At 53.5% G+C, this 19,938-nt stretch carries 17 protein-coding genes and 1 riboswitch; of the genes, 4 read left to right on the top strand and 13 right to left on the bottom strand.

Translation table 11 applies throughout. The features are described from left to right. The first annotated feature begins 16 nt into the window (after positions 1-16). Positions 17-781, top strand: coding sequence for a DedA family protein (locus ACUY4Q_RS20360; protein WP_458044492.1), 765 nt, complete (start codon positions 17-19; stop codon positions 779-781). On the opposite strand, the gene thiQ is transcribed toward ACUY4Q_RS20360, so the two are convergent. From thiQ to sgrR, 4 genes are all read right to left on the bottom strand, one after another. Continuing rightward, positions 774-1,469, bottom strand: coding sequence for a thiamine ABC transporter ATP-binding protein ThiQ (gene thiQ, locus ACUY4Q_RS20355; protein ID WP_458044491.1), 696 nt, complete (start codon positions 1,467-1,469; stop codon positions 774-776). The two genes, ACUY4Q_RS20360 and thiQ, sit on opposite strands and share 8 nt — an antisense overlap. Continuing rightward, positions 1,453-3,063 (bottom strand): thiamine/thiamine pyrophosphate ABC transporter permease ThiP, encoded by a 1,611-nt coding sequence (gene thiP, locus ACUY4Q_RS20350; RefSeq protein ID WP_458044490.1) that lies wholly within the window; start codon positions 3,061-3,063, stop codon positions 1,453-1,455. The genes thiQ and thiP overlap by 17 nt, the downstream gene beginning before the upstream one ends. After that, on the bottom strand, positions 3,039-4,022 hold the full coding sequence (gene thiB / locus ACUY4Q_RS20345) for a thiamine ABC transporter substrate binding subunit (RefSeq protein ID WP_458044489.1): 984 nt from the start codon (positions 4,020-4,022) through the stop codon (positions 3,039-3,041). The genes thiP and thiB overlap by 25 nt, the downstream gene beginning before the upstream one ends. A 34-nt stretch (positions 4,023-4,056) precedes the next feature. Next, positions 4,057-4,157, bottom strand: a riboswitch (TPP riboswitch). Between the two features lie 36 nt (positions 4,158-4,193). Further along, on the bottom strand, positions 4,194-5,849 hold the full coding sequence (gene sgrR, locus ACUY4Q_RS20340) for an HTH-type transcriptional regulator SgrR (RefSeq protein ID WP_458044488.1): 1,656 nt from the start codon (positions 5,847-5,849) through the stop codon (positions 4,194-4,196). A gap of 89 nt (positions 5,850-5,938) precedes the next feature. Here sgrR and sgrT point away from each other — a divergent pair, with 89 nt between their 5' ends. Beyond that, positions 5,939-6,088 (top strand): glucose uptake inhibitor SgrT, encoded by a 150-nt coding sequence (sgrT, locus tag ACUY4Q_RS20335; RefSeq protein WP_458044487.1) that lies wholly within the window; start codon positions 5,939-5,941, stop codon positions 6,086-6,088. A 108-nt stretch (positions 6,089-6,196) separates the two neighbouring features. Continuing rightward, positions 6,197-7,375, top strand: coding sequence for a sugar efflux transporter (locus tag ACUY4Q_RS20330; protein WP_458044486.1), 1,179 nt, complete (start codon positions 6,197-6,199; stop codon positions 7,373-7,375). A gap of 40 nt (positions 7,376-7,415) precedes the next feature. On the opposite strand, the gene ACUY4Q_RS20325 is transcribed toward ACUY4Q_RS20330, so the two are convergent. Further along, positions 7,416-8,726 carry an MFS transporter gene (locus ACUY4Q_RS20325; RefSeq protein ID WP_458044485.1) on the bottom strand — a complete coding sequence of 437 codons (1,311 nt, stop codon included), beginning with the start codon at positions 8,724-8,726 and terminating at the stop codon, positions 7,416-7,418. A 227-nt stretch (positions 8,727-8,953) separates the two neighbouring features. Between ACUY4Q_RS20325 and ACUY4Q_RS20320 the strand changes: the two genes are divergently transcribed. Further along, positions 8,954-9,850, top strand: coding sequence for a LysR family transcriptional regulator (locus ACUY4Q_RS20320; RefSeq protein ID WP_458044484.1), 897 nt, complete (start codon positions 8,954-8,956; stop codon positions 9,848-9,850). 48 nt (positions 9,851-9,898) lie between these two features. Here ACUY4Q_RS20320 and aroD read toward each other — a convergent pair whose 3' ends face one another. The 8 genes from aroD to leuA all read right to left on the bottom strand — a co-directional run bounded on the left by aroD (position 9,899) and on the right by leuA (position 19,913). Beyond that, on the bottom strand, positions 9,899-10,654 hold the full coding sequence (gene aroD / locus ACUY4Q_RS20315; protein ID WP_458044483.1) for a type I 3-dehydroquinate dehydratase: 756 nt from the start codon (positions 10,652-10,654) through the stop codon (positions 9,899-9,901). Between the two features lie 32 nt (positions 10,655-10,686). Then, positions 10,687-11,898 carry an MFS transporter gene (locus ACUY4Q_RS20310; RefSeq protein WP_458047404.1) on the bottom strand — a complete coding sequence of 404 codons (1,212 nt, stop codon included), beginning with the start codon at positions 11,896-11,898 and terminating at the stop codon, positions 10,687-10,689. 11 nt (positions 11,899-11,909) lie between these two features. Next, positions 11,910-12,773, bottom strand: a complete 864-nt coding sequence (locus ACUY4Q_RS20305) for a shikimate dehydrogenase (protein WP_458044482.1) — start codon at positions 12,771-12,773, stop codon at positions 11,910-11,912. A 46-nt stretch (positions 12,774-12,819) separates the two neighbouring features. Beyond that, positions 12,820-14,817 carry an oxidoreductase gene (locus tag ACUY4Q_RS20300; RefSeq protein ID WP_458047403.1) on the bottom strand — a complete coding sequence of 666 codons (1,998 nt, stop codon included), beginning with the start codon at positions 14,815-14,817 and terminating at the stop codon, positions 12,820-12,822. Between the two features lie 409 nt (positions 14,818-15,226). After that, positions 15,227-15,832, bottom strand: coding sequence for a 3-isopropylmalate dehydratase small subunit (gene leuD, locus ACUY4Q_RS20295; RefSeq protein ID WP_458044481.1), 606 nt, complete (start codon positions 15,830-15,832; stop codon positions 15,227-15,229). 12 nt (positions 15,833-15,844) lie between these two features. After that, positions 15,845-17,242 carry a 3-isopropylmalate dehydratase large subunit gene (gene leuC, locus ACUY4Q_RS20290; protein WP_458044480.1) on the bottom strand — a complete coding sequence of 466 codons (1,398 nt, stop codon included), beginning with the start codon at positions 17,240-17,242 and terminating at the stop codon, positions 15,845-15,847. A gap of 2 nt (positions 17,243-17,244) precedes the next feature. Next, entirely contained in the window at positions 17,245-18,336 is a 1,092-nt protein-coding gene (leuB, locus tag ACUY4Q_RS20285) for a 3-isopropylmalate dehydrogenase (protein ID WP_458044479.1), read from the bottom strand. Then, positions 18,336-19,913: a 2-isopropylmalate synthase gene (gene leuA / locus ACUY4Q_RS20280; protein WP_458044478.1), complete on the bottom strand. Its 1,578-nt coding sequence runs from the start codon at positions 19,911-19,913 to the stop codon at positions 18,336-18,338. Before leuA ends, leuB begins: the two co-directional genes overlap by 1 nt. Positions 19,914-19,938 lie beyond the last annotated feature (25 nt).

Genomic DNA, 19,938 nt, shown 5'->3' with positions numbered 1-19,938 from the left:
CTCAACCGGATAGACTATGCAAGCATTGCTGGAACACTTTATTACGCAGTCAGCCACCTATTCGCTGATTGCGATTGCGCTGGTCGCTTTTCTCGAATCGCTGGCGCTGGTGGGGCTGATCCTTCCCGGCACGGTGATGATGGCTGCACTGGGCGCGTTGATTGGCAGCGGCGAAGTGAATTTCTGGCACGCCTGGCTGGCGGGTATCGTCGGGTGTTTGCTGGGCGATTGGATCTCTTTCTGGCTCGGCTGGCGTTTCAAGCGGCCGCTGCACCGTCTCTCTTTTCTCCAGAAAAACAAAGCATTGCTGGATAAAACGGAACATGCGTTACACCAGCACAGCATGTTTACCATTCTGATTGGGCGCTTCGTTGGCCCAACCCGCCCGCTGATCCCGATGGTCGCCGGTATGCTTGACCTGCCGGTCTCCAAATTCGTGGTGCCCAATATCATCGGTTGTCTGCTCTGGCCGCCGTTTTACTTCCTGCCGGGGATTCTGGCGGGCGCAGCCATTGATATTCCGGCGGGAGAACAAAGCGGCGGTTTTAAATGGCTGCTGGTGCTGGCGGCGGTTCTGGTCTGGCTGGCGGGCTGGATGTGCTGGCGACTGTGGCGTAGCCAAAAAAGTGGCCGGGATAAGCTCTCTGCTTATCTGCCCCGCCAGCGCTTATTCTGGCTCACACCTCTGCTGCTTTGTGCTGCGGCCATTGCGGTTACCCTGCTGGTGCGCCACCCGCTGATGCCGGTTTATGCTGAAATTCTGGGAAAAGTGGTTACCTGATCCCCAGCAGGGCCGAAACAGGCGCATTACCGCTCAGTAACGCGTCGGTATCTCCATCCCAGGCGATGCGTCCATCCGCCACGACTATCGATCTTGAGGCGATTCTGGCGGCATCCTCGACGCTATGCGACACCATCAGCAGCGTGAGCTGCTGGCGGCGGCACACCTCTTCAACCAGAGTGAGCATCTCCTGGCGTAGCGCCGGGTCGAGAGCGGAAAAAGGCTCATCGAGCAGCAACACGGGCTGTTCACGTACCAGGCAACGGGCGAGCGCGACACGCTGGCGTTGACCGCCCGAAAGCTCGCCGGGCAGCCGGTTTAACAGCGTCTCCAGCCCCATGGTGGTGGCGATGGTCTCAAGCTTGCTGACCTGTGCGCCGGAGAGCTTCAGGCCAGGATTCAACCCCAGACCGATATTCTGCCGTACCGTCAGATGAGTAAAAAGATTGTTTTCCTGAAACAGCATCGACACCGGTCGCCTGGCGGGCGGAGTGTGGGTGTGCTCGCTATTCTCAATCATGATGATGCCGCTCGCCGGGGTTAAAAACCCCGCCACCAGGCTTAGCAGGGTGCTTTTCCCCGCCCCGCTTGGGCCGAGCACGGCGACCCGTTCACCCTGTTTAACCGACAGAGAAAAACGCATAGGGAGATGCTGATACAGCCAGGTTACATCAATCAGTCTTAGCATGGCGGCCCGGAAGTTTTTCGATAAGTGTGAACAGTAAGAAGCACAGCACTAACAGAATGAGCGCCGTCACTGCCCCGTCCTGGGTGCGATATGAGCCTATCTGTTGATAAAGATAGAAGGGCAGCGTGCGAAAGTCGTCATTGCCAAAGAGCGCAACCACGCCAAAATCGCCAATCGACAGCACGCAGGCAAACGCCATCGCCTGCGCCAGCGGAACCCTTAGCGCCCGCAGTTCCACAATGCGCAAACGGCGAAAGCCCGTCATCCCCAGCGACTGGCACAACAGACCGTAGCGTGCGGTGACGTCGCGCATCGGGTTTTCCAGTACTTTCAGGGCATAGGGAATCGCCATTAGCGCATTGGTAAAAATCACAATGCCGTCTGCCGACGTTGGCAACCCGATACTGTCGTTGAGCAGCAGGAAGAAGCCGGTCGCCAGCACAATACCGGGCATCGCCAGGATTAACATCCCGCTCATCTCCAGGGCCTGGCCCGCAAGCGTATGCTGACGGGCGCGCAGTTCACGGCTGCTCCAGAGCAACATCATGGTGAAAATAACGCAGAGTAGCCCGGCGCAGAGAGCAATGCGTACCGACGTCCAGATAGCCTGCCAGAGTACCGGTTGAGAGAGCATATTCAGCAGGCTGAGATTGAGTCCATCAATCATTACCGCCAGCAGCGGGGGCAAAAGCAACACCAGCGCCAGCGCAATCAAGGTGTAGTCGCAAAGACGACTAAAGAGTCTGTCCTGCGGATCGCGCCAGCCGTGAATCTGATGACTCCCGACGGCAAAAGCTTTGCTGAGACGCTGACTGAGCAGCACCAGTCCCAGGCAACAGACCATCTGAATTAACGCCAGCAATGCCGCGCGGCCGGGGTCGAAGTCATAACTGAGCGCCTGATAAATGGCCAGTTCAATGGTGGTCGCTTGCGGCCCACCGCCCAGCGACAGCACGGTGGCAAAGCTTGCAAAGCAGAGCATAAAAATCAGTGCGGCAACCGGAGGGATCTGCCGACGCAGCCACGGCCACTCAACATAGCGGAAGAACGACCAACCACGCATACCCAACTGGGCCGCAATCTGCCGTTGTTCACCAGGGATCTGCTCCAGCGTTTGTAAGAGTAAACGTGAGGCCATTGGCAGGTTAAAAAAGACGTGTGCCAGCAAAATGCCCTGTAGCCCGTAAGGCGAAAAGGACCACTTAAACCCCATTGCCGTGAAAACAGAGGCCAGCCAGCCACGATGACCGTAGACGCTGAGAATACCAAATACCCCCACCAGCACTGGCAGGATTAACGTCATGGCGCACAAGCGGAGCAGGGCGAGTCGTCCGGGGAACCGACGTCGGTAAAAAGCGCGCGCAAGGAAAATGGCGGGCACCACCGAGAACAGAGCCGAAAGAAACGCCTGCCAGAAGGAGAAACGCACCACATGCCACAGGTAACTGTCGTGCAAGACCTCCGCCAGCTCCGTCGTGGGTGCGTGTGCCCACAGGGCCAGAAACGCGGCTAATGCTACCGCTACCATCAGGGTAGCGGCGGTCAGGCCGGGGGCAAGCCAGCCGGCAATCAGCGGCTGACGGCGCGTTGCCATGCACTGATCCAGTCGGCGCGCTGGGAGGCGACCTCTTGTGGCGTATATTGCAGAGAGGTTTGCGGTTTCACCAGCGTATCAAAGCCTACTGGCAGCGACACGTGGGTTACCGGGTACATCCAGTTGCCCGTTGGGATAGCATTCTGGAACGCCGGGGAGACCATAAATTTCAGGAACTTCTCTGCCAGTTCCGGCTGTTTACTGGCCGCAGTGCGCGCCGCCACTTCAACCTGCAGGTAGTGGCCTTCGCTAAAGTTTGCGGCGGCGTACTGCTCTTTTTTCTCTTCAATGATGTGGTAGGCAGGAGAGGTGGTGTAGCTCAGAACCAGATCGCCTTCCCCTTTCAGGAACAGACCGTAGGCTTCGCTCCAGCCTTTGGTGACGGTCACGGTTTTTGTTGCCAGCTGCTTCCAGGCCTCCGGGGTCTTGTCGCCATATACTTTCTGCATCCACAGCAACAGGCCCAGGCCCGGCGTACTGGTTCGTGGATCTTCATAAATCACACGCCATTTTTGTGGGCTTTCAACCAGCTCTTTCAGGCTTTTCGGTGGGTTTTGCAGTTTGGTTTTATCGTAGACGAAGGCAAACCAGCCGTAATCGAAGGGAACAAAGGTGTCATTGTTCCAGCCGCCCGGTACGTTAACCGCATCAGTGGCGACGCCGCTTTTCGCAAACAGATGGGTCTGTGAGGCCGCCTCAATCAGGTTGTTATCCAGCCCCAGCACCACATCCGCTTTGCTGTTTTTGCCTTCCATGCGCAGACGGTTAAGCAGTGAGACGCCATCTTCCAACGCCACCAGTTTCAGCTCGCAGTTGCAGTCCGCTTCGAAGGCTTTTTTAACTACCGGGCCAGGGCCCCAGTCAGCGGCAAAAGAGTCGTAGGTGTAAACGGTGAGCGTCGGTTTAGCAAAAACAGGAGCAGCAACCAACAGCATGACGGGCAGAACTTTTTTAAGCACTTTGCACCTCAAAAAATGTAGGTGGCAAAGGATTTTGAGCGAGAGCCTCAAATCCCTTCGCCGGCGTTATCCGGATCAGGTTCGACGGGTATTTTCTCAGCACACGCATGACGCGCAGCACCCCGTTGAGCACCGCAACAGTGTAATGATTTTGTCAGTTTTCGGAAAGCGTTATGGATCCGGCGGGGCAAACCATGCGGATTTAAAGTCAAACCAGCCGAGCGTATTCATCCGCAGCCCGCGCATGCTTCGCTGGCCCTGAATCATCAGCCAGTGATGGATCAACGGCACCATGGCTTTACTTTCCAGCAACTGCTGGCACCAGACGGCAAGATTCATCTCTCCTGCGCGCCATTTTTCGGCATCGCCCTGCCAGTCCAGCGGCACGCAGTGCTGGATGAGCGGCACTTCGTAGAGGTGGGTAAAAAGAGAAAAGTCGAGCGGCAGCGTAAAGTTGGCGCTGTTGAGCCAGATATCGCTGACGATCTCCCCCGCATGCCACTCGGCATAGTCCACCTCCTGAATATCGAGGTGCACACCCTGGCTGGCAAGCAGGGCACTCATGGTGTTAGCAATGGCTTTATGTTCATTATGATCGCGATAGAAGGTGAGCGTCAGTGACTCCAGCCCGGCAGGTTTTTCGCCGCTGCCGGGGCGGGCATGATGCCAGCGAGGCAAAAGCCCGTAAGCCGGGAACCAGTAGCGCTGATAATGCTCTTCCGCGTGGTAGAGCAGATTGGAGGGGGACAGGATCTGGCTTACCCAGTCGCGCACCGCCTGGTTTGCGCCACGATGGGAACGGGCATCGAAGAGCAAATAGTAACACCCCTCCTCAAGTCGGCTTTCGATGGCTTTTTCGCTATCGGTAGGGCCATCTATTGTCAGGCCGCCGTTGGGTTCGTCGCCAATTTCCGGCAGCACCCAAACGTTGACCTCATCTATCAGGGCGCGAAAGCCAAAGTAGTCATCAAAGGCGTGAATTTTAAGTTGGTTGGTGTTATTGCGCGTGACGGCATAGGGGCCGGTTCCCACCGGGTGACTTGAAAAGTTGGCCATGGTGCTCCACTCCTGCGGCAGGATCATCGCCGGGATATGCCCGACCAGCCACGGCAGCCATTGATCCGGCTGGCTCAGATGAATATCCAGCGTCCAGGGCGTAGGGGAGACGATGTCGGTAATGTGTGAATAGAGCGGCAAGGTACTGACGCGCTGAAGTGAAGCGATCACATCGCTCATTTCCAGCTCACGGCCATGGTGAAAATGAATGCCAGGACGCAAATAAAATCGCCAGTGCAAAGGGGTAATTTCTTTCCAGTGGTGAGCAATATCGGCTTCCAGTTCCCCATTTGCCTCATTTATGCGCGTCAGGGCATTGAAGATTTGCCGAGCCATATGGGTCTCGGAGCGGCGCAGCGCGGTGCCGGGCAGCAGGTTACGCAGCGGGCGGTAGTAGAGGACGCGCAGAATATGCCGCCCCTGGCGGAAGCTGCGGCCCAGATGCGACACCAGCATCTGCCGCACCGCGCTTTTGTCGCCCACCAGTTGCACCAGTTGATCGATGCGATCCTGTTCCAGTAAGTCCTCGGCGCGCTGCTGCTGCAAAGCCAGGCCAGTGTAAAGGAAAGTGAGGCGCGAGCGCTTGCCACGCCCGGCTTCCGCGTCCCAGGTCAGCCAGCCTCGTGCCTGCATGGTGTTGAGCAGGGTGCGCATATGGCGACGTGAACAGCTCAACAACTCCGCCAGCTCATTGAGGGTGGTCTCTTGCGACTTCCCGTCACAGCATTGCCACAGGCGGATGAACTGTTGTTGCAGGCGACCAGAAGACATAAAAGGGGAACTCCTGAGAAAAAGTCAGCAATTTATTAATCCCTATATTAAGCCAATAATTCTCTTCGATGAAAGCGAGGAGGGTGAGTATGAAGAGATTAACCCGGCAATTTTACTTAGCGTATTTTCGTGCGACCCAGGGTGCATCATGGCTTTCATGCCCTGACGCGGCTCAACGGCTGAAAATGCTCGAAGAATTAATGCAGTGGGAAGTGACATCCCCTGGTCTCATACCCTGACTTACCCTTAATCGCAGCCATCATGTGTGACTGAGTATTGGTGCGAATCACCACGCCAGCAGGTATCATCTGCTGGCTTTTTTCGTTTTTCTGCATGCAAGGATCTTTATGCTCTGGTTGATGACGATGGGACGCCGCCTTAACGGTATTTACCTCGCTTTTATGATGGTCGCGTTTATGATCGGGGTGGCGGGGGCACTACAGGCACCCACGCTCAGTCTGTTTCTCAGCCGTGAAGTGGGCGTTGCACCTTTCTGGGTTGGGCTGTTCTATACGGTGAATGCCATCGCCGGGATTGGGGTAAGCCTTGCGTTGGCAAAGCGCTCTGACCGCCAGGGCGATCGGCGCAAATTGATTATGTTCTGCTGCCTGATGGCGGTGGGGAATGCGCTGCTGTTTGCCTTTAACCGCCATTATCTCACGCTCATTACCTGCGGCGTCTTCCTCGCCTCGCTTGCCAGCACCGCTATGCCGCAACTCTTCGCGCTGGCCCGTGAATATGCGGATAGCTCCGCCCGTGAAGTGGTGATGTTCAGCTCCATTATGCGTGCGCAGATTTCCGTGGCCTGGGTGATTGGCCCTCCGCTGGCGTTTATGCTGGCCCTCAATTATGGCTTCACCACCATGTACGCCATCGCCGCAGGCATTTTTGTCATTAGCCTGGTGATGATTGCCTTCTGGCTGCCTTCCGTGGCCCGTGTCGCGCAACCGGCTGATGTGCCGGTGACGCAGGTCAGTGGATGGAGTGACAAAAATGTGCGCATGTTGTTTATCGCCTCCACATTGATGTGGACCTGCAACACCATGTACATCATCGACATGCCGCTGTGGATCAGCAGCGAACTGGGGCTACCGGATAGCCTGGCCGGTGTGCTAATGGGGACGGCCGCAGGGCTTGAGATCCCGGCAATGATCCTGGCGGGTTACTATGTTAAACGCTTTGGTAAACGCAGAATGATGGTAAGCGCCGTGATGGCTGGCGTGTTGTTCTATGCAGGGTTACTGATGTTCCATAGCCGCGAAGCGCTGTTGGGTTTGCAAATCTTTAACGCTATCTTCATCGGGATTATCGCCGGGATTGGCATGCTGTGGTTCCAGGACTTGATGCCGGGTCGTGCAGGCTCCGCGACAACGCTTTTCACCAACAGTATCTCGACGGGGGTGATCCTGGCGGGGGTGATTCAGGGCGCGCTGGCGCAAAGCTACGGGCATGCAGCGGTATACTGGGTGATTGCTGCCCTGTCGCTGGTGACATTGTTCCTGACCAGCCGGGTGAAGGATATCTAGCCTGCGGACTCCCGGCGAGCGAAGCGCCGGGAGCCATCGGTTAATCGAACTCGATACGCTTAATGTCGCCAATGATGAAGATGTACGCCACCAGCCCTATCAGCGCCGTTAAGCCAATATAGATCAGCGCATAGAAGAAATTCCCCGTGCCGGCGATGATAAAGCCGATAATGAGTGGCGTAATGATAGATGCCATATTGGCGCAGAAATTAAATATTCCGCCGGTCAGGCCTGCCATATTTTTCGGCGCGATATCTGAAATAAGTGTCCAGCCCAGACCCACCATTCCCTGACCAAAGAAAGCAATGGACATTATCACAATCACCATTGTGTTATTTGACATCCAGTTAGCGGCAATAATACAGCTTGAGAGCAATAATCCGGTGATTATCGGTAATTTTCTGCTGACGTTTACCGAGGCCGTTTTCTTTAATAATTTATCGGAAACCCAGCCGCCAAAAATGATGCCTATCGCGGCGGCAAGAAAGGGCCAGGTCGCGAAAAATCCAACGTGAAGCCATGGGAGCTGGCGCTCCTGGGCAAGATAGGTCGGGAACCAGGTCAGGAAAAAAACCAGCGTTGTATTGCCTGCAAACTGCCCAAGACTGGCACCAATCACCTGGCGGCAGCAAAGAAGGCGCTTGGCATCAGCCCAGTTGAAAGGCACATTGTCATTGGCGTTTTCCTTATTTTTAACGCCGATGTATTCCAGCTCTTCTGTATTAGCAGTCGTGGATTCATGTGGCTCTTTATAAAACTTCCACCATATAAAGGTGAAGACAATGCCTAATCCACCGGTGATGAAAAATAATGTTCTCCAGCCATGGTGCTCAAGGATTAAAAATAAAAGCGGCGAGAATGCTGCCAGCCCAATATATTCCCCCACCGTGTAAGTTGCCGTGGCGCGAGCTCGTTCGTGCTGCGGAAACCAGGTACCGACAACGCGGCTGTTAACCGGAAAGCAGGGTGCTTCACTGATGCCGAGCCCCAGGCGAAAGAGCAGCAAGGACTTCAGGCCCAGAGAAAAACTTTGTAAAAGCGTAAAAGTGGACCAGAAAAAGATAGAAAGTGCGTAAGTGAGCTTGTTACCGAAGCGATCTAAAAACATGCCACCGGGGATCTGTGCCAGCGCATAGGTCCAGGCAAATGCTGAGAAAACGATACCCATCATCGCGGGGTCGATATGCAATTCACGCGTCAGGGCGGGGGCGACAACGCCGAGGATGGTGCGGTCCAGATAATTAATCATGGTACCAACGGATAACAACAATAAAATTACAATTCGCGCCCGGCTTCTTTTACGGGTTCCCGCCAATGGCACGGCGCTCTCCTGATTTGCGATCGTCCTCATATAAATGCCCTTTAAAGTTTAAAATATTTTTGCATGTTTCTCTGCATGCAGAAATATTTTAATAAGGTTCGGTTTTACCATCTTGTAAACCGTTTTTTTACATGCCGATTACAGTGTCAGATAATATTTGATGTGATACCGGTGTTTGCGCTTTTAAGGCCGTTTGATACTCCCTTTGTGTTATATTTATCGCAGTGATTTTATCTTATATTATACGGTCAAAAATAATGAACCTAAAGCAACTTTATTATTTTAAACGGCTCTCGGAAACGGAACACTACACTGAAGCTGCCTCCAGCCTTTTCATCACGCAACCGTCGCTAAGCCATGCTATTTCTGAACTGGAGAAAGAGCTGGGTGTGTCACTGTTTGCCCGCAAGGGCCGCAATGTAGAGATCACGCAAAACGGGAAACGTTTTCTCCCCTATGTTGAGGATGCACTGGCCTCGTTAGAAAACGGTCGGTTGACGCTGCAAAAGAGCAGCATGGATACGAAGGAAAATATTCGCATCGCATTTATTTACACGATGGGCGAATATGTTGTTCCGCAACTCATTCATAATTATTCTGCTACGCCAGGTCGACATAACGTAACCTTTTCTTTTACCCAGGGCACATCGCTGACGCTGTTACAGGAGTTAAAGTCAGGCCGCACCGATCTTGCGATATGTTCCTATATTGCGGATGAGTCAGATATTGATTTTATTCCGATCATTCAGCAGGAGTTAGTGGTTGTAACCGCGAAGGATCATCCACTGGCAAGGTTATATCGCGACGAAGTGGATCTTGTGGAAACGATCCATTATCCCTATATCTATTTTTCTGAGAATAGTGGGCTGCGACCGTTTATTGATAATGTGTTTATTCAGCAAAAACTGGTGCCAGACATTGCCTGCTATGTTGAGGAGGACACCGCAATGGCGGGGCTGGTAAGTATTGATTACGGGATTGCCATCATGCCGCGCATTTCCGCACTCGAAAATTACAATGTGCATATTCTGGCGATCAAAAACAAAATCCCCCCACGCTTTATCTATCTGGCAACCATGAAAGACAGGGTGCTTTCTCCTGCGATTCAGTCGTTTAAAAACTTCATCATCGATGACAGCCAGAAAAAACGTTAGCGGTATGCCCGGAGTGTTGCTCCGGGCGATACCATTTTAAGGCTGAAATCAGGACAACATGCCCATCATTTCACGCAACTGGGCAATGGCGATCTGGCCTGGCGCGGAAGCCTGACCCACGGTACCGAACGTCATGGCCGAGCCAAACAGACGCCCGGTTACGCGGCTTACGCCACCCATTTTTGCCATCGACATGGTGATAATCGGGCGCGTTGCATACTGCTCTTTCATTTCAAGTGTGGCGGAAAGAAGCGTCAGCACATCTTTTGGCGTCTGCGGCATCACGGCAATTTTCGGCAAATCAGCACCCAGATCCTGCATGCGGCGCAGGCGAGAGATAATCTCTTCCTGTGCGGGCGTTTTGTGGAAATCATGGCTGCTCATGATAACTTTGACACCCGCCGCATGTGCGGCATCAATCACCGCACGAAGCTGCGTTTCATCGTTGAACAGTTCGAGATCAACAAGATCGACCAGCCCACTCACCGCTGCCTGACGGTTCAGTTCAAAGTAAGCGTCATCGGCGATCTCCGTTTCACCACCTTCGCGTTTACTGCGGAAAGTAAACAGCAGAGGAATGTCCGCCAGCAGTTTGCGAATTTCAACGAGTGCCTGGTGTACCTGCTCTGCGTCTGTTACCTGAGTAAAATGATCCACACGCCATTCAATCAGATCGGCACCTGCGGTTGCCAGTGTGAGGGCACCGGCTTTGACATCATCGAGTGTTTTGCCGATCAGCGGCACGCAAATCAGCGTTTCCCCTTCCTGGAAGGTGATGTTTTTAACCTTTACAGCTTGAGTCATGTTGGTATCCATTATTCTTTTTCGCTGAACGTTCAGGCCGTCGCCGCAACGCGAGCGGTTCGCTGGGCCGAATGAACCTGAAACTGACGATAACCGATGTACAGTGCAATCACAAAGCCGATGATGGCGATAATTAAATCAAACCACATGATGCTGGCGATACTGATTTTCGACAGTTTTGCCGTGATGAGCGGGATGGTGAAACTGGCAATGCTACCTGCGGTATAGAAGATGCCCGTGGCTTTGCCTTTTCCACTTGGGAAACTCATGGCCATGATGGTCGCACCCAGTTGCAGTACTCCGCCAGCTGCTGAAAAACCGATCACAAAGGCAAAAACGGTGACAATAAACGGCGTGGGGAACAGACAGACAACGAGTAACGAAATGGCTGAAATGGCTGTGTAAAGCACCATTGCCACGGCGGAGTTGATCACGTTTTTCACAAAAGTGGCCGTGACAAACACGCAGGTCAACGAACCCGCTGTGTAGATACTCAGTAATTTGATCGCCGATTCGTAGGGTATCCCGGCAACAAACTGACCGTACTGCGCTAGCCACTGGCTCACCAGATAAAAGGTCGCCATACCAATATAGCCATACAGCGTGAAGATGATCATGTCCATCATGCTGGCATCAGGCTGTGGTGTGGCAGTCACAGAGGATTGCTCCACAACCTCTTTTTTCGCCCGGTGATCGGGAAAGGGCATTTTGATCAGGTAGATACCGCTGAGCACTATCAATATGGCTGCGATGATAAATGACCAGCCAAACCACATGTTCGCCCAGAGAAGCAGGCTAATAATGAATGGCAACAGGAACTGCCCGGCAGAGACAAAGGCTTTGATCAGCACATTAGCGCGGCTGGCGGAGTTCGGGAAAGATTCCATCAGCGCCGGATAGGTACCGGAGTCGAGGAAGCTGTTCGCCATCCCGGCAAGAATGCCAAAGAAGTAGGCCATGTAGATATTTTTGGTCAGCAAAATACCGAAGAAAAAAATCAGGTAGCTCAGGATGCCAAGGTAGATAAAGGGTTTACGTCCGTAACGATCGGACAAAAAGCCCGTCACGATAGTGGCGAGCTTACCGATACCTAAGGACGAAATGACGATAGAAACGCCAGCCCGGTCTGTTCCCCACTGTTCCTGTAAATTCGCCATATTGAGGGTAATCAGCAGGACCCCCATACCGTGAATCAGGTAGTTGAGATACAGCCCGGCCGCGGTCGGGACATATTTATTTTTCATCATGCCGACCCTTAGAAAAGGACATTCTTGACGTAATCCACCGGCATCTCTTTGCCCGTCCAGATTTCAAAGGCTTTTGCGCCCTGCCAGAGCATCATGCCCAGGCCGTTCAGGGTGCGGCAGCCTTTTTTCTCCGCCACTTGCAACAGATGGGTTTTGCGCGGGTTGTAGATAACATCAGATACGATCAGATCCGGACGCAGGAAGCTGTCGTTTGGCAGCAGCATCTGGCCTTCAAACGGTTTCATGCCAACACCGGTGGCGTTGGTGAGGATAGTGCTGCTGTCGATCTCCTGGCGCAGCTTGTCATGGTCGGCAAGGTCAAACAGGTGGATTTCGCAGTTCGTGTTGTTGCGGATCTTGGCAACCGTTTTTTCCGCGTTGGCGAAAAATGCGTCTTTCTGATTGAAGATGGAAATCTCTTTCACACCGTCCAGCGCTGCCTGTACGCAGAGCGCCGTTGCGGCACCACCGGCCCCCAGTACGGTCATTTTCTTGCCAATGATGTCGATACCCTCTTCGGCGAGGGCGCGCATATAACCTGTACCATCAGTAATGTGGCCTGTAAGAACGCCGTTGTCGTTCACCACGGTGTTGACCGCGCCGACCAGCTCTGCAGCCGGAGACAGCTTATCAAGATACTGGCAAATGGCGGTTTTGTTGGGCATCGAGACATTGAAGCCGCGCAGCTTCAGCGCGCGGAAACCCTGCACGACATCTTTCAGCTCCTGATTATCGACTTCGAAGGCCAGATAAACATAATCCAGACCCAGATGAGCAAAAGCTTCGTTATGCATGGTCGGAGACATGCTATGACGGATGGGGGTAGCAATCAGGCCAATAAGTTCAGTGTGACCCGTTATACGTTCTGCCATGATAAAGTCCTCAAGTATTGAAAATAGAATTCTTTTTTGACTGCCGTTAGCTCAGCACACCCATATCTTCGAGGGCATCCAGCACGTTGCGACCTTCGCGCACGCCATCAATAATGCGGCGCGCCATTACGCTATCGCCGATGTTCATGACGGGGATTTTCTGGGTGCTGGCCCAGCGTTCAACTTCATCAAGGCCGCTTCTGTTAGCGCGCATTCCCAGGCACACAAAGCCGTAATCAAAGGGAATGTCATACGTATGGTCGGCTTTCCTGACGCTGAAATGGTGAGGATGAACGGCGATAAGTTGTGTCTGCATATGCTGTTCCACGTGATGTTCATCGAGCATGGTCAACATGGCGTTCTTGGTGATGATATCGAGGTCGCGACCGGGGCCATCCTGCATTTCAATAAGCACCGTGCGGGCGCCGCGGGCAGAGAAGTATTCAATCACGTCGAGGCCTACGGCGCCGCCGCCGACCACCGCAATGCATTTACCTTCGGCGTCGGCAAATCTGTCCAGGTGGTGAATCATGCCGGTGATGGAAAAGAGATCACCGCCTTCAACATCAATGCACTCCTTCAGCCCGGTAATCGGGGGGAGCAGCGGCGTGGAGCCAGTGGCATTAATGATCAGGTTTGGCTGAAGTTCGGCGATAGCATTGACGTTAGCTTCGCGACCGACCTGGAGCATCAGGTTATGCAAACCGGACATGCGGTTTTTCATAAATTGCGGGAAGTCAGCGATTCGCTTTTTCTCGGGCAGCAGCGAGATTTCGCTGGCCAGCCCCCCCAGGCTGTTTTTCTTTTCCAGCAGCCAGGTATGGCAACCCACTTCGGCTGCGGTACAGGCGGCTTCCATTCCTGCCGTGCCTGCGCCAATCACAACGACACGGGTGTCGCGGTTTACCCCTCGCTGTTTGTAAGCATCACCGTGAATAATGTCCGGGTTGATGGAGCAACGCAGCGGACGCGAACGCGCAATGCGATGGTCCGCGCAGCCGATATTGCAGGAGATGCATTTACGCATCAGGCGCTCATTGCCCTGTTGCACTTTTTGCACCCATTCCGGCTCGGCAATCAGACCGCGACCAATGGCAATCAGACTCGCATCACCACTCGCGAGAATGTCTTCGGCAACTGCCGGCGTGCGGATGTTACCGGCGATAACGGTCGGTTTATTAAACCTCTCGCGAACGGCGCGGGAAAGGTAGCGTTTCCAGCCATCCTCCAGCGACATCTGGTCAATTTGCAGATTGAGATTGTCGTTCTGCGCGGCAGAGACATTGAGGATATCGACTTTGTCCTGGCAGAGTTCAAGCATGCGCAGCGTGTCATCCAGCGTGTTGCCGCCCTTCAGGAAATCATCAGCGCTAAACCGCAGACTGACAGGGAAGCGAGGACCCACACTCGCGCGAACCTTGTCGACGACCAGGCACAATATCCTGGCTCGATTCTCCAGGTCGCCGCCGAATTCATCGGTACGCTTATTAAATAATGGCGATAAAAACTGGCTGATTAAATATGAGTGCCCTGCGTGAATCTCAACGCAGTCAAAACCGGCGCGTTTTACACGTTCAGCGGCTTCACCAAACTTGTCCACCGCGTGATAAATCTCCTCACGCGTCATGGCGCGTGGAATATTACCGTTCTTTTTCGAGGGCGTTGTTGACGATGAAAGTGGCTGCTCGCCGTTCAGACGATAAGCATAGGCAGAAGCGCCCGCATGATTGAGCTGGATAGAGACGCAGGCACCGTGTTTATGCAATGTTTCCGTTAACTTAAACAGGCCGGGAATATATTGATCGTTATCGATACGCAGCTGCGTAGTGCCATTGGAGGCAAACGGAAAATCGATACAGATATTCTCGATGGTAATTAAGCCCGTTCCCCCTTTCGCCCGCAGTTCGTAGTATTCAAGCTGTTCGCCAGAGACCTCGCCGTTGAGGGACGCAAGGTTGGTGCCCATTGGCGGCATGATGATACGGTTTTTAATCGTCATTCCGTTGACGGTCAGCGGACTAAAAAGGTGTGGGTAGTGGCCCATGCGATCGCTCCACAGGAAAACCAGAATGCCGATTAACGGGATGCTTGATATTTCCAAAGTTAATATTTTTCTGTGGGCAAGATAACGAGGGGGGCGCAGGAAAAATAATGCTTTTTTTTGCATGGAATCATAGGGGGTTTCTATGCAATTAACCGTTTTTTCACATGTTGGTATTTATATATTAAATAAATGAGCGGTAATTTTACTTGTGATGGTGAGTTTATACATTTTGGCGGGCAGAGTGAGCGGTAATGAGGAGGCGGTGAGTGAACAACAATTTTTCGAGATGAAAATATCCTTACTTATTCAACGGATGAATGTCGGTATTTGTGATGCATGTCACTTTATTGTATGGGTAATAAAATAATGCCCGACGCCATGGCCGGGCATAAGTGAAGCATCGCCTGACTCAGTTCATGAAAGCAGGTTGTTTGTTTTCGTAAGCTGCGATGGCGTCTTCGTGCTGCAGCGTCAGGCCAATGCTGTCCAGACCGTTAAGCATGCAGTGACGACGGAACGGGTCAATGGTAAAGCTGTAGGACTTGTCGCCCGCTTTCACCACCTGGGCTTCCAAATCCACCTCAAAGGAGATACCCGGGTTTGCCTGTACCAGTTTGAACAGTTCATCGACTTCTTCATCGCTCAGTTTTATCGGCAGCAGCTGGTTATTAAAACTGTTGCCGTAAAAGATGTCCGCGAAGCTCGGGGCAATCACGGTTTTAAAGCCGTAATCGGTTAATGCCCAGGGCGCATGCTCACGTGATGAGCCGCAACCGAAGTTTTCCCGCGCTAACAGAATCGACGCCCCTTTATATTCCGGGAAGTTCAGGACGAATTCCGGGTTAGGCACTTCGCCTTTATCATCAAGGAAACGCCAGTCGTTGAACAGATGCGCGCCGAAACCCGTGCGCGTCACTTTCTGCAAAAACTGTTTTGGAATGATAGCGTCAGTATCGACGTTGGCGGCATCCAAAGGGACAACCAGGCCAGTATGCTGGGTATATTTCTCTGCCATGATTATCTCCTTTTACAAGCTACGAACGTCAGCGAAATGACCACTTACCGCGGCGGCGGCAGCCATTGCCGGGCTCACCAGATGCGTGCGACCACCACGGCCCTGGCGGCCTTCAAAGTTACGGTTACTGGTTGATGCACAGCGCTCACCCGGATTCAGGCGGTCGTTGTTCATCGCCAGACACATAGAGCAACCGGGCAGGCGCCATTCAAAGCCCGCTTCAATGAAAATCTTATCCAGACCTTCCGCTTCCGCCTGCGCTTTCACCGGGCCGGAGCCAGGCACCACCAGCGCCTGAACGCCGGGTGCCACTTTACGGCCTTTGGCCACTTCTGCTGCGGCGCGTAAATCTTCTATACGCGAGTTAGTGCAGGAACCAATGAAGACTTTATCAATAGCCACTGAGGTCAGCGGGACGCCAGGCTGCAGGCCCATATAGGCCAACGCTTTTTCTGCGGAGGCTCGTTCAACCGGATCGGCAAACGAGGCGGGATCCGGGATATTGTCATTCACGGAAATAACCTGGCCTGGATTGGTGCCCCAGGTCACCTGAGGTGCAATATCTTCAGCCTTCAGGGTGACAACGGTGTCGAAGGTTGCGCCGTCGTCGGTCTTCAGGGTTTTCCAGTACTCAACCGCATCGTCAAAATCTTTGCCTTTCGGTGCATGCAGACGCCCTTTCACATAGTTGAAGGTGGTGTCATCCGGGGCAACCAGACCCGCTTTCGCACCCATTTCGATAGCCATGTTGCACAGGGTCATACGGCCTTCCATGCTCAGTGCCTGAATGGCATCGCCGCAGAACTCCACAACATGACCTGTACCACCCGCGCTGCCGGTGGTGCCGATGATCGCCAGCACAATGTCTTTGGCTGTAATACCCGCAGCCGCTTTGCCCTGGACTTCAATTTTCATGGTTCTGGCGCGACCCTGTTTCAGGGTCTGGGTCGCCAGGACGTGTTCAACTTCTGAGGTGCCGATACCAAATGCCAGCGCACCAAACGCACCGTGCGTTGCTGTGTGGGAGTCGCCGCAGACGATGGTCATGCCCGGCAGGGTGACGCCCTGTTCTGGCCCCATCACGTGTACGATGCCTTGATACGGGTGGTTCAGGTCATACAGCTCCACGCCAAACTCGTTGCAGTTTTTAATCAACTCCTGCATCTGAATGCGGGCCATCTCGCCGGACGCGTTGATGTCTTTTGTCTGGGTGGAGACGTTGTGATCCATGGTAGCGAAGGTTTTGCCAGGCTGGCGCACCGGACGATTGTGCGCTCGCAGGCCATCGAACGCCTGAGGTGATGTCACTTCATGCACCAGGTGGCGGTCGATATATAACAGTGGGGTTTCGTTTGGCGCTTCATGAACAACGTGCGCATCAAACAATTTTTCGTATAACGTTTTAGCCATGATTACACCCCTTCGGCGACATAACGGGCAATGATGTCACCCATTTCATCGGTACTGACTGCGGCGTCACCACGGGCTAAATCGCCGGTGCGTACGCCTTCTTCTAATGCGCGGTTAATGGCGCTTTCAATCGCGGTAGCTGCATCGTCTGCATTCAGGCTGTAGCGCAGCAGCAGCGCCAGAGAGAGGATCTGGGCGATGGGGTTAGCAATGTTTTTGCCTGCGATATCCGGTGCGGAGCCGCCGGCCGGTTCATACAGGCCAAAACCTTGTTCATTCAAACTGGCAGACGGCAGCATGCCCATGGAACCGGTGATCATGGCGCACTCGTCAGAGAGAATATCGCCGAACAGGTTGGAGCAGAGCAGCACGTCAAACTGGGACGGATCTTTAATCAATTGCATGGTGGCGTTATCGATATACATATGTGCCAGTTCAACGTCCGGGTATTCTTGCGCTACTTCATTAACGATTTCGCGCCACAGCAGGGAGGTCTGCAGGACGTTGGCTTTGTCAATGGAATGGACTTTCTTACGGCGTTTACGTGCGGACTCGAAGGCGATACGTGCGATGCGTTCAATTTCAAAACGGTGATACACCTCGGTATCAAACGCTTTCTCATGCTGACCGCTGCCTTCGCGACCTTTCGGCTGGCCGAAATAGATGCCGCCAGTCAGTTCGCGCACACATAAAATGTCAAAGCCGTTTGCAGCGATATCAGCACGCAGCGGGCAGAAGCCTTCCAGACCCTGATACAGTTTTGCAGGACGCAGGTTACTGAACAATTTGAAATGCTTACGCAGGGGCAGCAGGGCGCCACGCTCCGGCTGCTGTGCCGGCGGCAGGTTTTCCCATTTTGGGCCGCCCACTGAGCCAAACAGGATGGCATCTGCCTGTTCACAACCTTCAACGGTAGCCTGCGGCAACGGATTACCGTGGCGATCGATGGCAATGCCACCCACATCGTAGTGGCTGGTGGTGATACGCATATCGAAACGGTTACGAACAGCTTCCAGGACTTTCAGGGCTTGCGCCATCACTTCCGGGCCAATGCCATCACCCGGCAAAACAGCAATATGAGCGTTCTTCGACATCACACAGTTTCCTTGTTGTTTTCTTTATTTTGAGCTTTGCGTTGCAATTCTTTTTCGACTTCGGCGGCACGCCAGATGTTATTCAGGACGTGGACCATGGCTTTCGCGGAGGACTCCACGATATCCGTTGCCAGACCCACGCCATGGAAACGACGACCGTTGTAATTGACGACGATGTCGACCTGGCCCAATGCATCTTTGCCCTGGCCTTTCGCATTGAGATCGTATTTGACCAGCTCAATGTCATAGCCCGTGATGCGATTTATCGCCTGATAGATGGCGTCTACCGGACCGTTGCCGTTGGCGGCTTCTGCTTTCGTTTCTTCGCCACAAGCCAGTTTCACCGAGGCGGTCGCTATATCGCTGGAACCAGACTGCACGCTGAAGTAATCCAGACGGAAATGTTCTGGCTCTTCCTGTTGTTTGTTGATGAACGCCAGTGCTTCCAGGTCGTAATCGAAGACCTGGCCTTTTTTATCCGCCAGTTTCAGGAACGCGTCATACAGGTGATCCATGTTGTAGTCGCTGTCCTGATAACCCATCTCTTCCATGCGGTGTTTCACTGCTGCACGGCCAGAACGTGAAGTCAGGTTCAACTGGACCTGATTCAGGCCAATCGACTCCGGGGTCATAATTTCGTAGTTTTCGCGATTTTTCAGCACCCCATCCTGGTGAATACCGGAGGAGTGGGCGAAGGCGCCAGTACCGACAATGGCTTTGTTCGCCGGAACCGGCATGTTGCAGATCTGGCTGACGGTCTGGCTGGTACGCCAGATTTCGTGATGATTGATACGGGTGTGCACGTTCATAATGTCTTTGCGCACCTTAATGGCCATGATGACCTCTTCCAGTGAGCAGTTACCGGCACGCTCACCGATACCGTTCATTGCACCTTCAACCTGACGAGCACCCGCATGGACGGCGGCGATAGCGTTACCGACCGCCAGACCTAAGTCATCGTGGGTATGAACAGAAATAATGGCCTTATCGATGTTAGGCACCCGCTCGTACAGGCCGGTAATGATATTCGCGAACTCGAAAGGCATGGTGTAGCCGACGGTATCAGGGATATTGATGGTCTTCGCGCCCGCATTAATTGCCGCTTCAACCACGCGTGACAGGTCGTCAATTGGGGTGCGGCCTGCGTCTTCGCAGGAGAATTCGACGTCGTCGGTGTAATTACGCGCGCGCTTAACCATATAGACGGCGCGCTCAATCACCTCGTCCAGCGTGCTGCGCAATTTGGTAGCAATATGCATGGGGGAGGTGGCGATAAAGGTATGAATACGGAACGCCTCGGCGACTTTCAGCGACTCGGCAGCGACATCAATATCTTTCTCAACACAACGCGCCAGTGCGCAAACGCGGCTGTTTTTAACCTGGCGCGCGATGGTCTGAACGGATTCGAAGTCGCCAGGAGAGGAGACCGGGAAACCGACCTCCATCACGTCCACGCCCATACGCTCAAGTGCCAACGCAATTTGCAATTTCTCTTTCACGCTCAGGCTTGCCTGTAACGCCTGCTCACCATCACGTAAGGTTGTATCAAAGATAATGACTTGTTGTTGCTGGCTCATGGATTGGTCCTTGTCTCTTCAGGTC

This window comes from Phytobacter cepae (assembly GCF_054165735.1).
This window is presented reverse-complemented; position numbering and strand designations above follow the sequence as displayed.

What these genes read in the sequence shown, in the direction of transcription:
- leuC (WP_458044480.1), bottom strand. Translation starts at nt 17,242, where the DNA reads ATGGCTAAAACGTTATACGAAAAATTGTTTGATGCGCACGTTGTTCAT.
- thiQ (WP_458044491.1), bottom strand. Translation starts at nt 1,469, where the DNA reads ATGCTAAGACTGATTGATGTAACCTGGCTGTATCAGCATCTCCCTATG.
- ACUY4Q_RS20305 (WP_458044482.1), bottom strand. Translation starts at nt 12,773, where the DNA reads ATGGCAGAACGTATAACGGGTCACACTGAACTTATTGGCCTGATTGCT.
- leuB (WP_458044479.1), bottom strand. Translation starts at nt 18,336, where the DNA reads ATGTCGAAGAACGCTCATATTGCTGTTTTGCCGGGTGATGGCATTGGC.
- aroD (WP_458044483.1), bottom strand. Translation starts at nt 10,654, where the DNA reads ATGACTCAAGCTGTAAAGGTTAAAAACATCACCTTCCAGGAAGGGGAA.
- ACUY4Q_RS20330 (WP_458044486.1), top strand. Translation starts at nt 6,197, where the DNA reads ATGCTCTGGTTGATGACGATGGGACGCCGCCTTAACGGTATTTACCTC.
- thiP (WP_458044490.1), bottom strand. Translation starts at nt 3,063, where the DNA reads ATGGCAACGCGCCGTCAGCCGCTGATTGCCGGCTGGCTTGCCCCCGGC.
- ACUY4Q_RS20325 (WP_458044485.1), bottom strand. Translation starts at nt 8,726, where the DNA reads ATGAGGACGATCGCAAATCAGGAGAGCGCCGTGCCATTGGCGGGAACC.
- ACUY4Q_RS20360 (WP_458044492.1), top strand. Translation starts at nt 17, where the DNA reads ATGCAAGCATTGCTGGAACACTTTATTACGCAGTCAGCCACCTATTCG.
- sgrR (WP_458044488.1), bottom strand. Translation starts at nt 5,849, where the DNA reads ATGTCTTCTGGTCGCCTGCAACAACAGTTCATCCGCCTGTGGCAATGC.
- leuA (WP_458044478.1), bottom strand. Translation starts at nt 19,913, where the DNA reads ATGAGCCAGCAACAACAAGTCATTATCTTTGATACAACCTTACGTGAT.
- ACUY4Q_RS20320 (WP_458044484.1), top strand. Translation starts at nt 8,954, where the DNA reads ATGAACCTAAAGCAACTTTATTATTTTAAACGGCTCTCGGAAACGGAA.
- ACUY4Q_RS20310 (WP_458047404.1), bottom strand. Translation starts at nt 11,898, where the DNA reads ATGAAAAATAAATATGTCCCGACCGCGGCCGGGCTGTATCTCAACTAC.
- leuD (WP_458044481.1), bottom strand. Translation starts at nt 15,832, where the DNA reads ATGGCAGAGAAATATACCCAGCATACTGGCCTGGTTGTCCCTTTGGAT.
- ACUY4Q_RS20300 (WP_458047403.1), bottom strand. Translation starts at nt 14,817, where the DNA reads ATGGGCCACTACCCACACCTTTTTAGTCCGCTGACCGTCAACGGAATG.
- sgrT (WP_458044487.1), top strand. Translation starts at nt 5,939, where the DNA reads ATGAAGAGATTAACCCGGCAATTTTACTTAGCGTATTTTCGTGCGACC.